Below are 16575 nucleotides of genomic sequence, written 5' to 3'. Positions count from 1 at the left end.
CCGCCGGCTACCGGCGAGAGCCCACCCCACGCACGACGGGCGGGAAACGGCCGCACCGTTCGGGCCCCGGGATGCCCGCCGGGCCGCAGCTGGAGGCCGCCCCACGCACGACGGGCGGGAAACGGCCGGGCCGTTCGGGCCCGGGGGCGCGCACGGCAGGCCGCGGGCGCGGGGACACCGGCCCCCGGGCCACCGGGTCGCGGCGGCCTGCCGCCCCACGCGGGGCGGGGCGGCAGGCCCGGGGCGCTGCGGCCTGCACGGCCGCGCGGGGCCGGGTCAGTCCGCGGGGCGGTACGGGGTCGGGGACTCCGGCGTGACGACGCCGCCGAACGCCTCCGCCGCGCGGCGGACATGCCGGCGCGAGAGGCGTTCCGCGAGCGCGGAGTCCCCGGCGGCGACCGCGGCCATGATCGCCTCGTGCTCGTCGAGCGCCTCGGGGACACGCCCCGGCACCTTGGACGACGAGCCGGAGGCGAAGCGCAACTGCCCGCCCAGGTTGTCGAGGATCTGCGCGAGGCGCGCGTTGCCCGAGGCGTGCCAGATCGCGCGGTGGAAGGCGACGTCCACGGCGCTGTAGCCCTGGCCGCCGTCCTCGTCAAGCACCCTGCGCTGCTCCTCGTACAGCGGCCGCAGGACGCGGTGTACGAACCCCTCGGCGTCCGGGGAGCCGGCCGCGTTGCGCGCGGCGATGCCGTCGAGCGCCTCGCGCAGCTCGTAGATCTCCCGCATGTCCTCGATGGCGACCTCGGGGACGAAGTAGCCGCGGTGCGGCACGGCGACGAGGAAGCGGTCGCGTTCGAGCCCGGCGAGCGCCGACTTGATGGGCGTGGGCGACAGCGCGAGCCGCTCGGACAGCAGGCGCACCACCACCTTGGAGCCGGGCGGCAGCTCACCGTCCACGAGCATCTGGCGGATCTCCCGGTACGCCTGCTCCTTGTAGGTCTGCCGCTCGATCGCCATGGGACCGCATCATGGCATCCGCCCGCCCCCGTGACCAGCGCGTCCCCGCCGCGCGGCGGCCGGAAGCTCACAGCGCCGCGACGCGCACCCCCGCGTAGGCGATCGCCGCCACCAGCGTCCAGGACGCGAGGCCGAGGACCAGGCTGCGGCGGCCCGTGCGGAAGAGGGCGGGCAGGTGGATGCCGGTGCCGAGCCCGAAGAGCGCCGCCACCAGCAGCACGGACTGCACCGACTTCGCGTCCGCGAGGACCCGCGGGGACAGCAGCCCGGTGCTGGTCACCGCGATGGCCAGCAGGAAGCCGGCCACGAACAGCGGCACGGGCGGCGGCATGCGGTGCTCGGCGGGCCGCTCATCGACGGGGACGCCGGCCGCGGAGCCACCCGCACCGGGGCCGCCCGCCCCTCCCGCGGGAACGAGGACACGCCGGCGGCGGCGCACGGCGAGACCCACCGAGGCGACCAGCGGCGCGAGCAGCACCACGCGTGTCAGCTTCACCACGACGGCGGTCGTCAGCGCCCCCGGCACGCGCTGCGCCGTCGCGACCGTCTGGCCGACGTCGTGCACGCTCGCGCCCACCCAGGAGCCGAAGTCGGCGACGTTCAGCCCGAGCGGGCCGCGCAGGGCGGGCAGGACGACGATCGCGAGCGTCCCGCAGAGGGTGACCAGTGCGACGGCGACGCCGGTGTCCTCCTCGTCGCCGCCCGCCACGGGCTCCATCGCGGCGACCGCGGAGGCGCCGCAGATCGAGAACCCGGTCGCGACGAGCAGGCCACGCGCCGGTGACACGCCGAGCCACTTCGCCATCAGCTGCGTGCCGGTGAAGGTGACGGCGACGGTCACCGCGACCACCGCGAGGCCGCGCCCGCCGAGGTGGGCGAGTTCGGGCAGCGAGAGCTGGAGGCCGAGCAGCACCACGGCGCACCGCAGCAGCCGCTTGCCCGCGAGCCTCGTGCCGGCGTGCAGCACGGGCCGGTGCAGGTGCAGGTTGGTGACGAGCGCGCCGAGGATCACCGCGACGATGGACGGGTTGAGCGCGGGCACCCAGTGCGCCACCGCGTACGCGACGACGGTTGCCGCGGCGGCCGCCGCTATGCCGGGGGCCCAGGCGGGACGGGGCAGGGAGGTCTTCATGCCCTCCACCCTGCGCGGGGGCGCACGGGCCGGAGTAGTCTGCAATTGCTTGTGGGAGTCACAAGTATCGCTTGTCACCGAAAGACCGGCCTCTTGCTGAGCACGCACGTCCCCGACCTGATCGACCTCCAGATGCTGGCCTCCGTCGCCAGGAGCGGCAGCCTCCGCCTCGCCGCGGCCGAGCTCGGCGTGTCGCAGCAGGCGCTGTCCCAGCGCGTACGGGCGATGGAGGGGCGCGTCGGCATCTCGCTGCTGAGCCGCGGCCCGCGCGGCTCCCAGCTGACCGCGGGCGGCCGGCTCGTCGAGCAGTGGGCGTCGCGGGTGCTGGACGCGGCGGCCGAACTGGACGCGGGCATCACCTCGCTGCGCTCCGACCGCGCGGGCCACATCAAGGTCGCCGCGAGCCTGACCGTCGCGAGCCACCTGCTGCCCCGGTGGATGGTCGCCCTGCGCGACCAGCAGCGCCTGACGGGCAGCCCGGCGACCAACGTCGAGCTGGAGGCGAGCAACAGCGTGGCGGTCGCCGAGTCGGTGGAGCGCGGCACGGCGGACGTCGGGTTCGTGGAGGGCCCGCGCGCGCCGCTCGGCCTGCGCTCCCGCACGGTCGCCAGGGACGAGCTGCTGGTCGTCGTGGACCCCTCGCACCCGTGGGCGCGCCGCCGTTCGCCCGTCACCGCGGCGGAGCTCGCGGCGACGCCGCTCGTCATGCGCGAGGAGGGTTCGGGCACGAGGGAGGCGCTGGCCGCGGCGCTCACCGCGGCCGCGCCCGGCACCCCCCAGGCCGAGCCGGTGCTCGAACTCGCGGGGACGGCGTCGGTCAAGTCCGCGATCGCCGCGGGCGCGGGGCCCGGCGCCCTGTCGTCGCTCGCCGTGGCCGACGACATCACGCTGGGCCGCCTGCACGCCGTGCCGGTACGCGGCGTGGGTCTCGTGCGCGACCTGCGTGCGGTCTGGGCGGGCGGCCCGCAGCCGCCGCAGGGGCCGGTGCGCGACCTGATCGCGCTGGCGTCGCGGACGCGCTGACGGCCGCGGGCGGGCGCCCGGTACGCGGCGCTGGTACGCGGCGCCGGTACGTAAACGACCTTCGGCGCAGGTCGGACGCGCTGCGTCCGGTGCGGTGCCCGGAGCGATCTTCTGCGGTACGGTCGCCGCCCCGCCCCAGGAGGAGGCACGCGATGGCGCTCAGGACGACCGGGCAGGACGGCGGCAGTGGCGAGGCCACGCCGCCGCGCACGCTGCGGGCCGCCGCGATCGGGCCGTGGAACGTGCTGGCCATCGCCATCTCCGCCATCTCGCCGACGACTTCGGTCTTCCTCGTCTACGGCTCCGGCATCGCGTCGGCCGGCACGGGCATCGTCTGGGCATTCGTCATCGGCGCGGTCATCGCGCTCGCCATGTCGCTGTGCTACGCGGAGGTGGGCTCCGTGTTCCCGTCGGCGGGCGGCGCGTACGCGATCGTGCGCCGCGCGCTCGGGCCGGTGTTCGGCGGCGTGGCGGCCGTGCTGTTCCTGCTGCTCGGGCTGGTGTCGACGGCCTCGATCCTGGTGTCGTCCGCGACGTACCTGTCCTCGCTCGTGCCCGGCGGCCTGCCGGTCGGTCTTGTGGCGCTCGGCATGATGGTGCTGGTCACGGCGCTGTCGCTGGGGAAGATCGCGCCGGCGAGCTGGGTCGCCGGCGCGATGCTGGTACTGGAGCTCGCCGTCGTGCTGGTCTTCACCGGCTTCGCGTTCGCCCACGCCTCGGGCGCGAACCACCCGTTCACGGCGCCGTCCGTGGCCGTCCACGACGGCACGCGGGGCGGCCTGCTGACCGGCGTCGGCGCGGCGGGCATGCTCGCGGCGGTCGTCCCCGCGCTCTTCGCGTTCAACGGCTACGACTGGCCGCTGTACTTCGCGGAGGAGTCACGCGGCACGCGCCGCGCGCTGCCCCGCGCGGTCGTCGTCGCGGCCGTGGTCGCCGTGGCCGTCGAGGTGGCGGCGGTGATCGCCGCGACGTACGCCGTGCACGACCTCGGCGCCACGGCGGCCGACGACTCGCCGCTGTCGCTGATCGCCCACCAGGTGATGGGCCCGACGGGCGCGACGGTGCTGATCGTCGGCGTGGTGATCGCGATGTTCGACACAGGCCTGGCCGCCAACCTCGGCTACGCGCGCGCCTATTACGCCGCGGCACGCGACGGCATGCTCCCCGGCCCGCTCGGCCGTGTCTTCGGCCGCGTCTCGCGCGGGACGCACGTGCCGGTGTGGGCGATCGCGTTCCTCTTCGTCGGCAACGGCGTGCTGTGCGTGTTCAGTTCGCTGGAGGACCTGATCACGTTCACCGGTGTGGTGATCGTGACGATGTACCTGCTGGTGGCCGTGTCCGCGCTGGTCTGCCGGATCCGCGACCGCTCGCTGCCGCGCGCGTTCCGCCTCCCGCTGTGGCCGCTGCCGCCGCTGCTGGCGATCGCGGGCGTCGCGGTGGCGCTCACCCAGCAGTCCCCCCGCGACCTGGCCGTCGCCCTGGGCATCGCGGCGGCGGCCCTGGCCGGTTACACCCTCTTCCGCCGGCGCCTCCCGGGCCGCCTGGACTGACCGGCAGCGCCCGGCTCAGTCACCGGTGACTCAACGGCCGCCCCACATCGCCTTGTTGGCTGCCTTCGCCGACGAGTAGTTGCCGTGCGCCGTGGCCGCGGCCTTGTGCAGGGCGTGGAGCGCGCGGTGCAGTTCGGTGGATGCCTTGCGCCACTCCGTGTACGTCGTCTCGAACGCGCCCTTGGTCTCGCCCTTCCACTTCTCGGCGAGCCCCTTGACCACGCCGTCGAGCGTCTTCAGCTCACGGTCCAGGTCGGTGGCGAGGCCTTCGAGTTCGGTCTTGGCCTCCACCAGGGTCGTCAACGACACTCGCATCCTGCCGCCCTGCATGCCGGCTCCCCTCGACGCACGGTGGGACAGAGGTTCGAACATTGCCACGGACGCCCACCCTCCGTCGCACCCGCCGCCCACTCTTGGCCCGGAGATTGTCTTCGCTTGGAGAAGTGATGACCCGTTCATGGGTGTTGTTATTCATCGCTCGATGAATAACATGGCCGCACCGGACGGAGAGACACCGGACAGACGCGGAGGTGGGCACGACATGACCGAGGCCGAGCGCAGGCGGTGCGTCGTGGTCGGCGGCGGGCCCGCGGGGATGGCGCTCGGGCTGCTGCTCGCCCGCGCGGGCATCGGCGTCACCGTCCTGGAGAAGCACCCGGACTTCCTGCGCGACTTCCGCGGCGACACGATCCACCCGTCGACGCTGACGCTCCTCGACGAGCTCGGGCTCGGCGAGTGGTTCGCCGCCGTGCCGCACACCAGGGTCGGCAGGGTCACCCTCCCACTCGGCGACGGCCGCACGATGACCGTGGCGGACGTGTCGCGCCTGCGGGTTCCCCACCCCTACGTCGCCATGGCGCCGCAGTGGGACTTCCTCGACCTGCTCGCCGACGCGGGGGCACGCGAGCCGTCGTTCGACCTGCGGATGCGGCACGAGGTGACCGGCCTGCTGCGCGAGGACGGCCGGGTCAGCGGGGTCGCGTACCGCAGGGCGGACGGCACGGCCGGACGGCTGCGCGCCGGACTCGTCGTGGCGGCCGACGGCCGCGGCTCGGTGACGCGGCGCCACGCCGGGCTGCGCCCGCGGGAGTTCCAGGTCCCGGTGGACGCCTGGTGGTTCCGGCTGCCCCGGCACGAGGAAGAGGCCGAGAACCAGCTCGTCCCCCGGATGGGCGGACGCCGCTTCGCCGTCGCGCTCCCCCGCGCCGGGTACTACCAGATCGCCTACCTCGCCCCGAAGGGCGAGGACGTGCGGCGGCTCGGCATCGACGGCTTCCGGCGCGAAGTGGCGGCGGTCTGCCCGAAGTTCGCCGACCGGATGACCGAACTCGCGTCGCTCGACGACGTCAGGTTCCTGGACATCAGGCTCGACCGGCTGCGCCAGTGGCACACCCGGGGCCTGCTGTGCATCGGGGACGCGGCACACGCCATGTCGCCGGTGGGCGGCGTCGGCGTCAACCTCGCGGTGCAGGACGCGGTCGCGGCCGCCGGCCTGCTCGCCGGGCCGCTGACGCGCACGGCCGCCGGCGAGGTGCGGGGCCGCGAGCTGGCGAAGGTGCGCGCACGGCGGCTGCTGCCCACCGTGGCCACGCAGTCCCTGCAACAGGCCCTGCACAGGGGGCTGATCCGTCCGGTGATGGAGGGCAGGCGCGAAGGCCCGCCGGCGGCCGTGGCCGGCCTGCTCGACCGCTTCCCCGCGCTGGCGGCCGCGCCCGCCTACGTGGTGGGCGTCGGCGTACGCCCCGAGCACGCGCCGGCCTTCGCACGGCGGCCCCCGCTCCCGCCGCGTACGCCCCGCTCGGAGGGCGCCGGGCACTGAGCCGCGCCCGGCCCGTCGCTCCTGCCCCTGTCACTCCCCGGCGGTGCCGGCCTCCGGCCCGCCCGTCGCAATGTCGAGCGTCACCGGCGTGCCCTTCTCGATCGTGCGGCTCACGGTGCACTCGCGCTCCACCGCCGTCCGTATCGCGGCCGCCAGGCGCTCGCGCGCTGCGGCGTCGAGGGACGACAGGTCGACGTCGAGCGCCACGTGCAGCGCGTCGTACTCATGGCTGCCGGGGCGGCGGTCGTTGTCCACCGTCGCGACGAAGGGCGCGTCCTCGCCCGAGCGGCGCACGACGAGCTCCTCGACGGTCACGGCGGCGCAGCCGGCGGCGGCGAGCTGCAACAGCTCGCCCGGGGTGAAGGAGCCCTCGGCGCCCACGCGGCCGATCCGCACCGAGGCGCCCCGCGCGTTGTGCGCCGTGAACTCGTGTGATCCCGTCCGTTCGATCCGCAGATCAGCCATGAATGTTCCCCGATCCCTTCCCTGCCGCGCCCAATCGCCGTCGGCACCAACCGTGGGCACCCGGGCTTTGTTCCCCGCGCAGCTCGCCTTTTATACCGTCTTCCGCTATTTTGTTCCCCTTGCCGGCGTTGCCGAGTGGTCCCCCGGAATGAATCAGGGACGACGGCACGTTGCCGCTGAACCGCACCGTGCGCACGTCCCCGACCTGGAGCTCCCCCCATGGCATCCGAGGCCCCGATCCACCTCCGACGGACGCTTTCGGTCAAGGACCTGATCGTCTACGGCCTGCTGTTCATCGGCCCGACCGCGCCGATGGGCGTCTTCGGCGTGCTCGACGCCAAGAGCGGCGGGGCCACCGCGCTCGTCTTCGTCGTCGCCACGGTCGCGATGGGCTTCACCGCCTGGTCGTACGCCCGCATGTCGCGGGCGGTGCCGCGGGCCGGGTCGGTCTCGGCGTACGCGACGGCGGGGCTCGGCCGCTGGCCCGGGTTCTTCGCCGGGTGGATGGCGGGGCTCGACTACCTGTTCATCCCGGCCGTCGCCGCGCTCTTCACCGGCATCGCGACCCACTCCCTGGTGTCGGGCGTGCCGACGTGGCTCGCTACGGGCGTGGGCATCATCGTCTTCACGGCCCTCAACCTCGCGGGTGTCGGCATCGCCGCACGCGTGGGCATGATCATGCTGGTCATCGAGGTGGTCGTGCTCGCGATGTTCATCGTCGGCGCGATCGTCGTCCTCGTCCACGACGGCCCGAGCAGGGGCTGGCTCTCCCCGCTGGCCAGTACGTCGAACCTGGCGATCGGCGGCGTGCTCGGCGCGGTCTCGGTCGCCGTGCTGTCCTTCCTCGGCTTCGACGCGATCGCGACGTTCGCCGAGGAGAACACCGGAAGCTCACGGCAGGTCGGCAGGGCCGTGCTGTTCTGCCTGGCGCTCGCGGGCCTGCTGTTCGTGGCGCAGACGTACCTGGCCGACCTGGTCAGCGACGTCAGCCCGCAGCACCTGGCCGCGCACCCCGACGAGCAGGGCACGGCCTTCTACACGGTCATCAGGCACGCGATCGGCGGCTGGTTCGGCACGACGGTCAGCGCCGTGAAGGCGGTGGGCCCGGTGTTCTCCGCGCTGGTGGCGCAGGCGGCCGTGAGCCGCCTCATGTACGGGATGGCACGCCAGGGCCACCTGCCGTCCTGGCTCGGCCGCGTCAACCCGCGTACGCGCACGCCGCGCGCGGCGATCCTCGTCTCGGCGGCCGCGACGCTGATCCTCGCCATCTGGGCGGCGACGCAGCCCAACGGCCTCGACACGCTGTCCTCGATGGTGACCGTCGGCGCGCTGGTCGCGTTCGTGCTGCTGCACGCGTCGGTGTTCGGCTACTTCGTGGTGCGGCGGGAGACCAGGGCGGGCTCGGCGGGCGTCAGGACGGCTGCGACCGTCGTGCCGGCGCTCGGCGTGGCGATCATCATCGCGCTGCTGATCAAGGCGAGCCACCTGGCCCTCGTCGTCGGCGCGTGCTGGCTGGCGGTGGGCATCGCCGTGGCCGTCGCGCGGTACGTGACGGGACACCGCGGCGACCCGTCGGACGGTGCGCCGTCGGCGCCGTCCGACGAGACGGACGCGCGGACGCCGTGAGGCGCGGGGGGCCGCGCCTCACGGGTCCGACGCGCGGCTTCCTACTTGAAGGACCGGTGCGGCGCCGGCAGCACCACGTGTGACGGCCCGTGCCAGGCGCGCGGCGCGGGCAGGTGGCCGAGCCGCCCGTCCCCGCCGACGACCGGCAGGGTGATGCCGCTCGCCGCGAGGTCCACACTCACGGACGCTCCGGTGGCCTTGTCGCTCTGGATGTCGTCGTCCGTGCCGAGGAGTATCAGGCCCAGCCGGTGCCCGGCCTTGAACCGGTAGTCCTGCGGCAGCGTGCCCCAGCGCACCCGGTAGGACTTCCCCGGTTTCAGCGCGGACGGGTGGCTGAGCGAGTTCCGGTTCTGGGCGTCGATGTAGCCGCGCGCGACGACGTTGACGTCCGACGTCACCGTGTCGGTGACGACCTGCCGGTAGCAGGCGTCGTCGACGGCGGTGGACTCGCCGTGGCAGTCCTCGGTGGTCAGGGTCTTCACCCCGGCGCCGGGGCCGAGGTAGTTGACGCGGGTGTCGGTCCCGTAGTCCACGAGGAGCGCGCCGATGTTCGCGGTCGGCTTGTCGAGGCTCACCTTGAGGCTGACCTCCGGCGTGCCCGACACGCGTACGTCACGGGGCAACGGCGGGGTCGCGTAGGCGAGGCGTCCGGGCCGCGAGGCGGTCGGGTCGCTCACGGCGTCGGCCTCGGACAGCGCGGTGTCGGTGTAGGAGGCGCTGCCGGCGGACGGGGCGAGGCCGAGCGCGCCGTCGGCGCCGGGCCGCAGGGTGACGTCAGTGGTGCCCGGCGCGGGCCAGTCGGCCTGGGTGGTCCACTGGTCGGGGCCGGTCTCCAGGTCGACGCGCGGCTGCTTCATGATGCCGTTGGGCAGACGCCACAGCCAGTGGTCGAACCACTGGTGCAGGGTGTCGACCCACGCGTCGCGCCGGTAGTCGAACGGGTCGACGTGCCCGTACTGCGACAGCCACACCTTGCGCGGCACGTGGTGCGCGGCAAGCCCGGCCCACCAGGTGGAGAACTGGTTGGGCTTGACGTTCATGTCGTTCAGGCCCTGGCTCGCGAAGACCGCGGCGTGCACCTTGCTCACGTCGGCGACGGAACCGGATCGGTAGTCGCGCTCGTTCCAGAACGCGTTGTAGTTCCCGGTGGCATCGTCCTGCCCGGCGGCCATGTCCTGGCGGACGGCGGCGCACTTGGCGGGCGGGTCGGTGTCGACGACGCTTGCGAGGCCGTCCTCCTCGCCGCGCGACAGCAGCGTCCCGTTCATGCGGCTGTAGTCGTACCAGGAGCTGATGGCGGATATGGGCACCACCGTCTCCAGGCCCTTCACGCCGGTCGCGGCGACGGCGTTGGCGAGGGTCCCGTCGTAGGACTTGCCGATCATGCCGGTGCGGCCGTTCGTCCAGTCCGCCCTGACGCGCTTGCCGTGCGCGTCGTACGCCGTGGCACGGCCGTTGAGCCAGTCCACGACGGCCTTCCCGCCGAGCACGTCGGAGGCGCCGCCCGAGGTCGGGCAGCCGTCGGACTTCGTGGTGCCGTCCATGTCGACCTCGACGACGGCGTAGCCGCGCGGCACGAAGTAGTTGTCGTAGTACAGCGGGAACTTGGCCGGATCACCGTTCGCGTCGTACGTCTTGTGCTCGGACTCGTTGCCGCGCCCGAGGTTGTCGTAGTACGGGCTCTCGTCCATGATCACGGGCACCCGGAACCGGGGCCCGCTCTCCTTCGGCCGGATGATGTCGACCCTGATCAGGTCCTTCTTGCCGTCGTGGTCGGAGTCGACGCTCGACTGGACGTTCACGTGTTCGCGGATGGCGTCCTGGTAGGAGAAGACGGGCTGGGTGCCGTCGGCGGTGACCTTGATGGAAGGTTTCTGCGCCGCATGGGCGGCGGGCAGGCCCGCCGTGCCGAGGGCGGCCGCGAGGGCGATCGGGACGAGGACTCTTCGGGTTCGCCGTGATGAGTTCCGCACGCACTACCTCCTGGGGGTTGGCGCGCGAACTCTCCCGCAGCCACCGCGCCCCCCACAAGCCCCATTCGCGCCAGGCGCCGGCCTTCTCAGGGCGCGTCGATGCGCTCCGTGAACTCCTCCATGGCCTTGGCCAGTTCGCGGGGAGCCTCCAGGGCGACGTAGTGGCCGACGCCGTCGAGCGACACCGAGTCCACCTCGCTCGCCGCGGCCCGGGCCATGGTGTCCAGGGTGAGGGAGCCCGCGCGGGCCCCGACCGCGAGGACGGGAGCGTTCAGGCCCGGTGTTCGGGCGAGGGCCGTGATCTCGGGGCCCTCGCGCAGCATCGAGCGGTAGAGGCCGATGGCGCCACGCCATCCGCCGGGCCGCGCGTAGGTGCGGGCGAACTCGTCGATGTCGGCCGCGGTGATCGCTCCCGGAACCGCGCTCAGGGCCGGGAACAGGAAATCCTCAAGGAACGCGCGCTCGCGGCCGGTCAGCAGCATCTCGGGGATGCCGGGTGCGGCGAGTACCCCGATGTACCAGACGCCACCGTGGGTGACGTCCGCCAGCGCCTCCATGCCGAAGCCGGGCAGGCCCGTCTCGATGGCGGTGAGGCTGAGCACGTCCCGCGGGTGCGTGGTCGCGAGGCGGAACACGCTCGCCCCGCTGATGTCCTGCCCGGTGAGGTGTACGGGGCCCACGCCCAGGTGCTCGATCAGCAGGTGCAGATCCTCGGCCGTGGCAGAACTGCCGTATGTGCCGGGCCCGTTGCCGGAGTCGCCGAAGCCGCGCAGGTCGACGGCGAACACGCGGTGGCGGGCGGCGAGCAGCGGGATGAGCCGGTGGAAGGACCACCAGGTCTCGGGAAACCCGTGGACGAGCAGGATCGGGGATCCGCCGGTCCCCGCCGCCACGTAGTGCAGCGTGGTTCCGTTCACGTCGGCGTGGTGGTGGGTGACGCCCGGGATCGTCGCACCGACTGGGGTCGTGGTCATCGCAGCTCCTCAATTGGACAACCTGGTTACCCATATATTAGTCAACCAAGTTGTCCATCCGCAAGGCGCGAGGCCGCTCCCGCACCCCGTACGCTGCTGCCATGTCCCGCTCCGGTGCCGATCTCGCGTTGCTGCTGCTCGGGGGCTTCCGTTCGCTGGTGGACGAGGCGACCGCCGAACTCGCCCGGCGCGGCCACCAGGACGTGCGTCCCGTCCACGACTTCGCCATGCGCGCCATCGCCGACGGCGCCGACGACGCCACGCGCCTCGGCCGCCGTCTGTCGGTCTCCAAGCAGGCGGCCGCGAAGACGGTCGCGGTACTGCGGGAACGCGGGTACGTGACGCGCGAGGCCGACCCTCTCGACGGCCGCCGCAAGCGCCTCCAGGTCACCGCCCTCGGCTTCGAGGTGCTGCGCCAGGGCGAGGAGATCTTCGACGAACTGCGCGAACGCTGGGAGCGACGGATCGGCCCCGCCGAACTCGAGCGCATGGAAGCGCATCTGGCGACCCTGGCCGGTGCCTCTCCCATCCGCTTCGACACGCCCGCCTGGATGGCGCGCGACCTCGGCGAGCCGTCGTAGCCGGGCGGCGTCGTGCTCTGTCCGCACAAAGTTCCCGCGCGGTCAGCGAACGGCGACGCTGTCCACGTCCCCGGACTCGGGGACCGCCTCGGCACCGGTCTCGAGGGGCGCGGTGTTCTTCGGGCCGCGCAGAGCGACGTAGAGGAGCAGGGCGGCCATGACGGCGGCGCCGACCCACATGGACTGCTGCCAGCCGTCGACGAAGGACTGCTGTGCGGCGTGGATCAGGTCCTGGGCGTGGCTTCCGGTCCTGGGCGCGACTTCAATGGCGTTGGCGATGCCTTCGCGTGCGGTCTCGGCGGTCCCATGGGGAATGCCGTCGAGCCTGCCATCGATGGAGCCGCGGTAGCCGTTGGCCAGGAGCGCGCCGAGCATGGCGACGCCCAGGGCGGTGCCGAACTCGCGGGTGACGTCGTTGAGCGCGGAGGCCACGCCCTGCTTGGCACGGGGTAGTGAGCCGGTGATGCCCTCGGTGGAGGGCGTCATCGACAGACCCATGCCGACGCCCATAGCGAGCATGCCGGCCAGGATGGACGGGTAGCCGCCGTCGACAGACACGAACAGCGCCATCAGCGCCAAGCCGAGCGTGGCCAACGCGACGCCCAGCGCCATGGTCGAGCGGGCTCCGATCTTCGCGGCCATCTTCGGGGCCAGCCCCGAGGTCATCATCATCATGACGGCCATCGGCATCATCGCCACCGTGGACAGCAGCCCGGACCAGCCGAGCACGGCCTGGAAGAATGGGAAGAGGACCACGGCGATGCCGGCCTGGATGCCGAAGACGACCAACAGGGTGATCGAACCGGAGGCCAGGCCACGCTCACGGAAGAGGCGTACGTCCAGCAGCGAGGCGTCGCGGCGGTGCAACTCCCAGGCCACGAAGGTGACGGCGGCGACAACGCCGACTGCCAGGCTGATCAGGGTGACAGGGGCGCTCCAGCCGCGCTCGGGCCCTTCCTGCAGGACGAAGATGAGTCCGATCACGGCGACGGTGGAGACCAGCGCACCGGTTGTGTCGAAGGAATGCTTGGCGCGCTCATGGGAGTTGGGCACCGATTTCAGTGTCATCGCGAGCGCCACGACGGCCAGGACCACGGGCAGCACGAACAACCATCGCCAGTCCGCCACGTCGACCAGCAGGGCGGAGAGGAACATACCCATGATGCCGCCGCCTCCGGCGACACCGGTCCAGACACCGATCGCCTTGCCGCGCTCCTCCTCGGGAAAGGTGGAGGTGATGACGGCGAGAGTGATCGGCATGATCATCGCGGCGCTGATACCCGCCGCCACGCGCGCGACGATCATCACCCCGGCCGACGGGGCAAGTCCCGCGACGACGCCCGCGGCGGCAAAGATGATCAGGCCTGTGATCAGCATGGGCTTGCGGCCCAATCGGTCACCGATCGCGCCGAGCGGGAGCAACAGCGCGGCCAGGGCGAGGGTGTAGATGTTGATGATCCACAAAACGGTGGTCTGTGAGGCGCCGAAATCGACGGCCATGTGCGTCTGGGCGACGTTCAGCCCGGACACCGAGGCAACGACGGCCATCAGCGCGATCGAGACGGTGATCAGGATCGCGCGCAGCTGACGCGCATCCGGCGCGCCCGCGCCGCCGGCCGGCGTGCCCGGTGCCTCGGGAGGCTGATGGGTACTCATGGTTTCCCTCCAAAAGGGCATGCGGAATCAGCGCCGGACCGGGGCCGGTCGCCGGATTGGTGAGACGGGGGGCTTGCCTGTCAGCCGGTGGCCTTCTGCGCGGCGGCGAGCGCGGCGTCGGTGTCCGCCGTGGCCAACTCGGCGTTGATGTGGGAGCCGGCCAGGGCTCCGGCCGCAGCGGAGGCACCGACCTGGGCGGTGAGGTCGGCGGCGTTGCCGGCCACCCACACGCCCGGGATCGCGGTGATACCGGCCATGGCCGAGGCGAAGTGGTGGCCCATGCCGTCGGGCAGGTCCTCCATCGGCAGCTTCAGCCCGTCCAGGCCCTCGGTACGGGCCTGCATCCGCGTGGCCACGGCCAGAACCCGCCGCCCGACGAAGGTGCCGTCGGTCAGGCGGACGCCGGCGAGGGCGCCGTCGTTGTCGTTGACGACCTCGCCGACGTCGGTCTCGACGACCTGAATGTCGCGGGCGGCGAAGCGGGCGCGGGTCGCGAGGTCCAGGTCGGTGCCGCGGGTGAAGTAGACGAGGTCATCCGTCAGCTGGCGGAACAGCCAGGCGTGGTGGACGGAGGCAGGGCCGGTGGCGAGGATGCCGATGGGCTCGTCGCGCACCTCAAAGCCGTGGCAGTAGGGGCAGTGCACCACGCTGTGGCCCCAGTGCTCGGCCAGACCCGGCACTTCGGGCAGCGTGTCGCGCAGGCCGGTGGCCACCAGCACCCGGCGCGCGGTCAGTGCGCGGCCGTCGTCCAGGGTGACGGTGAACCGCAGATCGCCATCGGCCGAGGGGGCGGCGGCTTCAGCCGCGGCCACCTCCCCGAAGACGATCCGGCCACCGTACTGGCGTACTTGCAGGCGGCCGCGCTCGAGGATCTCGGACGGCGGGGTGCCGTCCAGGACCAGGAAGCCGTGCATGGCTGCCGCGGGGGCGTTGCGTGGCCTGCCGCTGTCGATCACGACGACCGAGCGGAGTGAGCGGGCCAGCATCAACGCGCCGTTCAAGCCGGCGGCGCCGCCGCCGATCACCGCGACGTCCACGGTCTCGGTGGGTAGTGCGTCGCTCTCGTAGTGGGAAGTCTGCGCAGACATGTCACGCCCTCTCGCCGTGCCGGCCCCCGTGCTGGACCTTCTGCATCGACGTTAGGCCTGTTTTGCATCAAAGGCATACATCATTGCCTATGACGCAAGAAGATGGACGTCTGGACAGCCTCGTACGCAAACGGATCCGCGCCGCCCCGCGCGGGGTTACGAGGCGGTGGGATCCTGGAGGACGAAGGTGGTCTTCGTCCCGGCCGGCGGCTTGGCGCCCTGCCAGGTGAGCGACGCCCGGCCGAAGTAGGTGTCGCCGCTCTTCAGCGGCGAGCTGTTCACCACCGACAGCGTGACCTTCACCGGGTAGGTGTGCGCGTGGCCCGTCGCGCAGTCCGGGTCGCAGTCGTTCAGGAAGAACTGGCCCGTGGCCGTCGCGGTGGCGGAAGGCGTCGGGCCGTCGTCCGGGCTGCCCGTCAGAGTGTTGTGGCCCCAGTGGCTCCACGTCAGGTTCTGGAGCCCGGCGGTGCTGTCGCTGCAGGCGAGGAGGATGGACTTCGGACGGATCTCCAGCTTGGAGAGCGACTTGGCGCAGTCGATCACCCCGGGCACGGAGTCCGACGCGGACCCTCCTCCGGTGTCGGAGGAGCCGGCCGGAGATGAGCTCGGCACGCTGGGAGGGCTGGACGAGGTGGGCGGGGCGGAGGGTGTGGGCGAGGACGGTACCGAGGACGCCGAGGGAGTAACGGCGCCGGAGGCGTCGTTCGATCCCGGGCCGCAGGCGGTGAGCGCCAGTCCGGCGGTGACGAGGGCGGCAACCGGCAGGATTCCGCGGCCGAGGGTCCTGGAGCTCATGAGACTTCCTTCTTTCGGTGTGGGGGTCGGCGAGGTGCCGATGTCGTGCGTTCCCGCGCCCGAAAGATCCTCGCAGGCGATTGGAGCCCAGGTCAGCCCCCGTTACGGGCCTGTGCCGGAACGTTGCGCGCCCCATGACAATCCGCACGGGCCCTCACCGCCGAGCCTGCCCCCTGGCGGGCGTTCCTCGGGTTCGCCGCCGCGCACGCCGGCTGACCGGTATCCGCATGCCGGCCCCTCAGGCCGGCGGCCAGTCCCGCAACGCCATGTCCGCCACCCGCCGCAACTCGTCGCGCGTGGCACCGCCCGCCGCCTGGACGGCGATGCCGTTGCCGACCGTCATGAGGTAGCGCGCGAGCAGCCCGGGGTCGGCGTCCTGCGGCAGATCGCCCTCGGCCCGGGCCTGGCGGAAACGGTCACGCAGGCGCTCCGTGCCCTCGTTGCGCCAAGCCGTGAGGGCGTCGCGGGCGTTGGCCGCGGAGCCGCCCGCGGCGAGTGAGACCTGGACGCCGAAGCACCCGCTGGGGCAGTCGGGCCGGGTGGTGGCCTCGGCGGCGCCCAGGAGCATCGCAGCGGCCACCTGCCGGGCGGTCGGCTCCAGCAGGGCACGGGCCACGTACGACGCGGGCCCTTCGGTGTAGCGCTCAAGCGCCCTGCGGAACAGCTCCTCCTTGTTGCCGAAGGCCGCGTACATGCTGGTGCGGGTGATGCCCATGGCGCTGGTCAGGTCGGTGAGGCCTGCGCCCTCGTAGCCCTTCTCCCAGAACACCCGCATGGCCCGCTCCAGGGCCTCGTCGGCGTCGAAGCCCCTCGGCCGACCGATCGGCGCCCTCCGCTGCGTACCCATGGGCGCCATCCTATCTCTTCTGTACCGACCGGTGCAGAACCATGCTACGGTCATATTCAGTATCGATCGGTACAGATTTATTCGGA

The 16575-nt window shown here is 72.6% G+C and carries 15 protein-coding genes; 5 read left to right on the top strand and 10 right to left on the bottom strand.

Annotation, left to right across the window (positions count from 1 at the left end; all coding sequences use genetic code 11):
• Positions 1–276: 276 nt before the first annotated feature.
• Positions 277–960 (bottom strand): GntR family transcriptional regulator, encoded by a 684-nt coding sequence (locus IH48_RS0105375; protein WP_051839195.1) that lies wholly within the window; start codon positions 958–960, stop codon positions 277–279.
• A 67-nt stretch (positions 961–1027) separates the two neighbouring features.
• Positions 1028–2092 carry a YeiH family protein gene (locus IH48_RS0105370; protein ID WP_030899764.1) on the bottom strand — a complete coding sequence of 355 codons (1065 nt, stop codon included), beginning with the start codon at positions 2090–2092 and terminating at the stop codon, positions 1028–1030.
• Between the two features lie 93 nt (positions 2093–2185).
• On the opposite strand from IH48_RS0105370, the gene IH48_RS0105365 reads away from it, so the two are divergent.
• Together IH48_RS0105365 and IH48_RS0105360 are read left to right on the top strand one after the other, a co-directional pair.
• A complete protein-coding gene (locus IH48_RS0105365) occupies positions 2186–3115 on the top strand; it encodes a LysR family transcriptional regulator (protein WP_234434141.1) in 930 nt (309 codons plus the stop codon).
• Positions 3116–3267: 152 nt separating this feature from the next.
• Complete coding sequence (locus IH48_RS0105360; protein WP_051839193.1) at positions 3268–4665, top strand: APC family permease; 1398 nt, start codon at positions 3268–3270, stop codon at positions 4663–4665.
• Between the two features lie 30 nt (positions 4666–4695).
• Here IH48_RS0105360 and IH48_RS33045 read toward each other — a convergent pair whose 3' ends face one another.
• On the bottom strand, positions 4696–4974 hold the full coding sequence (locus IH48_RS33045) for a WXG100 family type VII secretion target (RefSeq protein WP_158710251.1): 279 nt from the start codon (positions 4972–4974) through the stop codon (positions 4696–4698).
• A 232-nt stretch (positions 4975–5206) separates the two neighbouring features.
• Between IH48_RS33045 and IH48_RS0105350 the strand changes: the two genes are divergently transcribed.
• On the top strand, positions 5207–6484 hold the full coding sequence (locus IH48_RS0105350; RefSeq protein ID WP_030899753.1) for an FAD-dependent oxidoreductase: 1278 nt from the start codon (positions 5207–5209) through the stop codon (positions 6482–6484).
• A 30-nt stretch (positions 6485–6514) separates the two neighbouring features.
• On the opposite strand, the gene IH48_RS0105345 is transcribed toward IH48_RS0105350, so the two are convergent.
• Positions 6515–6949: an OsmC family protein gene (locus tag IH48_RS0105345; RefSeq protein ID WP_037841048.1), complete on the bottom strand. Its 435-nt coding sequence runs from the start codon at positions 6947–6949 to the stop codon at positions 6515–6517.
• 219 nt (positions 6950–7168) lie between these two features.
• Between IH48_RS0105345 and IH48_RS0105340 the strand changes: the two genes are divergently transcribed.
• Positions 7169–8575, top strand: coding sequence for an APC family permease (locus IH48_RS0105340; RefSeq protein ID WP_051839191.1), 1407 nt, complete (start codon positions 7169–7171; stop codon positions 8573–8575).
• 41 nt (positions 8576–8616) lie between these two features.
• Here the strand turns inward: IH48_RS0105340 and IH48_RS0105335 are convergent, their stop codons facing one another.
• Both IH48_RS0105335 and IH48_RS0105330 read right to left on the bottom strand, forming a co-directional pair.
• The gene (locus IH48_RS0105335) at positions 8617–10548 is read right to left on the bottom strand and encodes a Xaa-Pro dipeptidyl-peptidase (protein ID WP_078849499.1); all 1932 of its coding nucleotides are present in this window, start codon (positions 10546–10548) and stop codon (positions 8617–8619) included.
• 86 nt (positions 10549–10634) lie between these two features.
• Positions 10635–11522, bottom strand: coding sequence for an alpha/beta fold hydrolase (locus IH48_RS0105330; protein WP_030899741.1), 888 nt, complete (start codon positions 11520–11522; stop codon positions 10635–10637).
• 101 nt (positions 11523–11623) lie between these two features.
• On the opposite strand from IH48_RS0105330, the gene IH48_RS0105325 reads away from it, so the two are divergent.
• Positions 11624–12103 (top strand): MarR family winged helix-turn-helix transcriptional regulator, encoded by a 480-nt coding sequence (locus tag IH48_RS0105325; RefSeq protein ID WP_030899738.1) that lies wholly within the window; start codon positions 11624–11626, stop codon positions 12101–12103.
• A gap of 42 nt (positions 12104–12145) precedes the next feature.
• On the opposite strand, the gene IH48_RS0105320 is transcribed toward IH48_RS0105325, so the two are convergent.
• The 4 genes from IH48_RS0105320 to IH48_RS0105305 all read right to left on the bottom strand — a co-directional run bounded on the left by IH48_RS0105320 (position 12146) and on the right by IH48_RS0105305 (position 16489).
• A complete protein-coding gene (locus tag IH48_RS0105320; RefSeq protein WP_030899735.1) occupies positions 12146–13759 on the bottom strand; it encodes an MFS transporter in 1614 nt (537 codons plus the stop codon).
• Between the two features lie 80 nt (positions 13760–13839).
• Positions 13840–14847 (bottom strand): NAD(P)/FAD-dependent oxidoreductase, encoded by a 1008-nt coding sequence (locus IH48_RS0105315; RefSeq protein ID WP_030899732.1) that lies wholly within the window; start codon positions 14845–14847, stop codon positions 13840–13842.
• Positions 14848–15003: 156 nt separating this feature from the next.
• Complete coding sequence (locus IH48_RS34270) at positions 15004–15642, bottom strand: hypothetical protein (RefSeq protein WP_051839189.1); 639 nt, start codon at positions 15640–15642, stop codon at positions 15004–15006.
• A 238-nt stretch (positions 15643–15880) separates the two neighbouring features.
• Positions 15881–16489 carry a TetR/AcrR family transcriptional regulator gene (locus tag IH48_RS0105305; RefSeq protein ID WP_030899726.1) on the bottom strand — a complete coding sequence of 203 codons (609 nt, stop codon included), beginning with the start codon at positions 16487–16489 and terminating at the stop codon, positions 15881–15883.
• Between the last annotated feature and the right edge of the window lie 86 nt (positions 16490–16575).

Source organism: Streptomyces sp. NRRL F-5126 (assembly GCF_000721265.1).
Taxonomy (GTDB): Bacteria; Actinomycetota; Actinomycetes; order Streptomycetales; family Streptomycetaceae; genus Streptomyces.
This window is presented reverse-complemented; position numbering and strand designations above follow the sequence as displayed.

What these genes read in the sequence shown, in the direction of transcription:
- IH48_RS0105375 (WP_051839195.1), bottom strand. Translation starts at nt 960, where the DNA reads ATGGCGATCGAGCGGCAGACCTACAAGGAGCAGGCGTACCGGGAGATC.
- IH48_RS0105370 (WP_030899764.1), bottom strand. Translation starts at nt 2,092, where the DNA reads ATGAAGACCTCCCTGCCCCGTCCCGCCTGGGCCCCCGGCATAGCGGCG.
- IH48_RS0105360 (WP_051839193.1), top strand. Translation starts at nt 3,268, where the DNA reads ATGGCGCTCAGGACGACCGGGCAGGACGGCGGCAGTGGCGAGGCCACG.
- IH48_RS0105350 (WP_030899753.1), top strand. Translation starts at nt 5,207, where the DNA reads ATGACCGAGGCCGAGCGCAGGCGGTGCGTCGTGGTCGGCGGCGGGCCC.
- IH48_RS0105345 (WP_037841048.1), bottom strand. Translation starts at nt 6,949, where the DNA reads ATGGCTGATCTGCGGATCGAACGGACGGGATCACACGAGTTCACGGCG.
- IH48_RS0105340 (WP_051839191.1), top strand. Translation starts at nt 7,169, where the DNA reads ATGGCATCCGAGGCCCCGATCCACCTCCGACGGACGCTTTCGGTCAAG.
- IH48_RS0105330 (WP_030899741.1), bottom strand. Translation starts at nt 11,522, where the DNA reads ATGACCACGACCCCAGTCGGTGCGACGATCCCGGGCGTCACCCACCAC.
- IH48_RS0105325 (WP_030899738.1), top strand. Translation starts at nt 11,624, where the DNA reads ATGTCCCGCTCCGGTGCCGATCTCGCGTTGCTGCTGCTCGGGGGCTTC.
- IH48_RS0105320 (WP_030899735.1), bottom strand. Translation starts at nt 13,759, where the DNA reads ATGAGTACCCATCAGCCTCCCGAGGCACCGGGCACGCCGGCCGGCGGC.
- IH48_RS0105315 (WP_030899732.1), bottom strand. Translation starts at nt 14,847, where the DNA reads ATGTCTGCGCAGACTTCCCACTACGAGAGCGACGCACTACCCACCGAG.
- IH48_RS34270 (WP_051839189.1), bottom strand. Translation starts at nt 15,642, where the DNA reads ATGAGCTCCAGGACCCTCGGCCGCGGAATCCTGCCGGTTGCCGCCCTC.
- IH48_RS0105305 (WP_030899726.1), bottom strand. Translation starts at nt 16,489, where the DNA reads ATGGGTACGCAGCGGAGGGCGCCGATCGGTCGGCCGAGGGGCTTCGAC.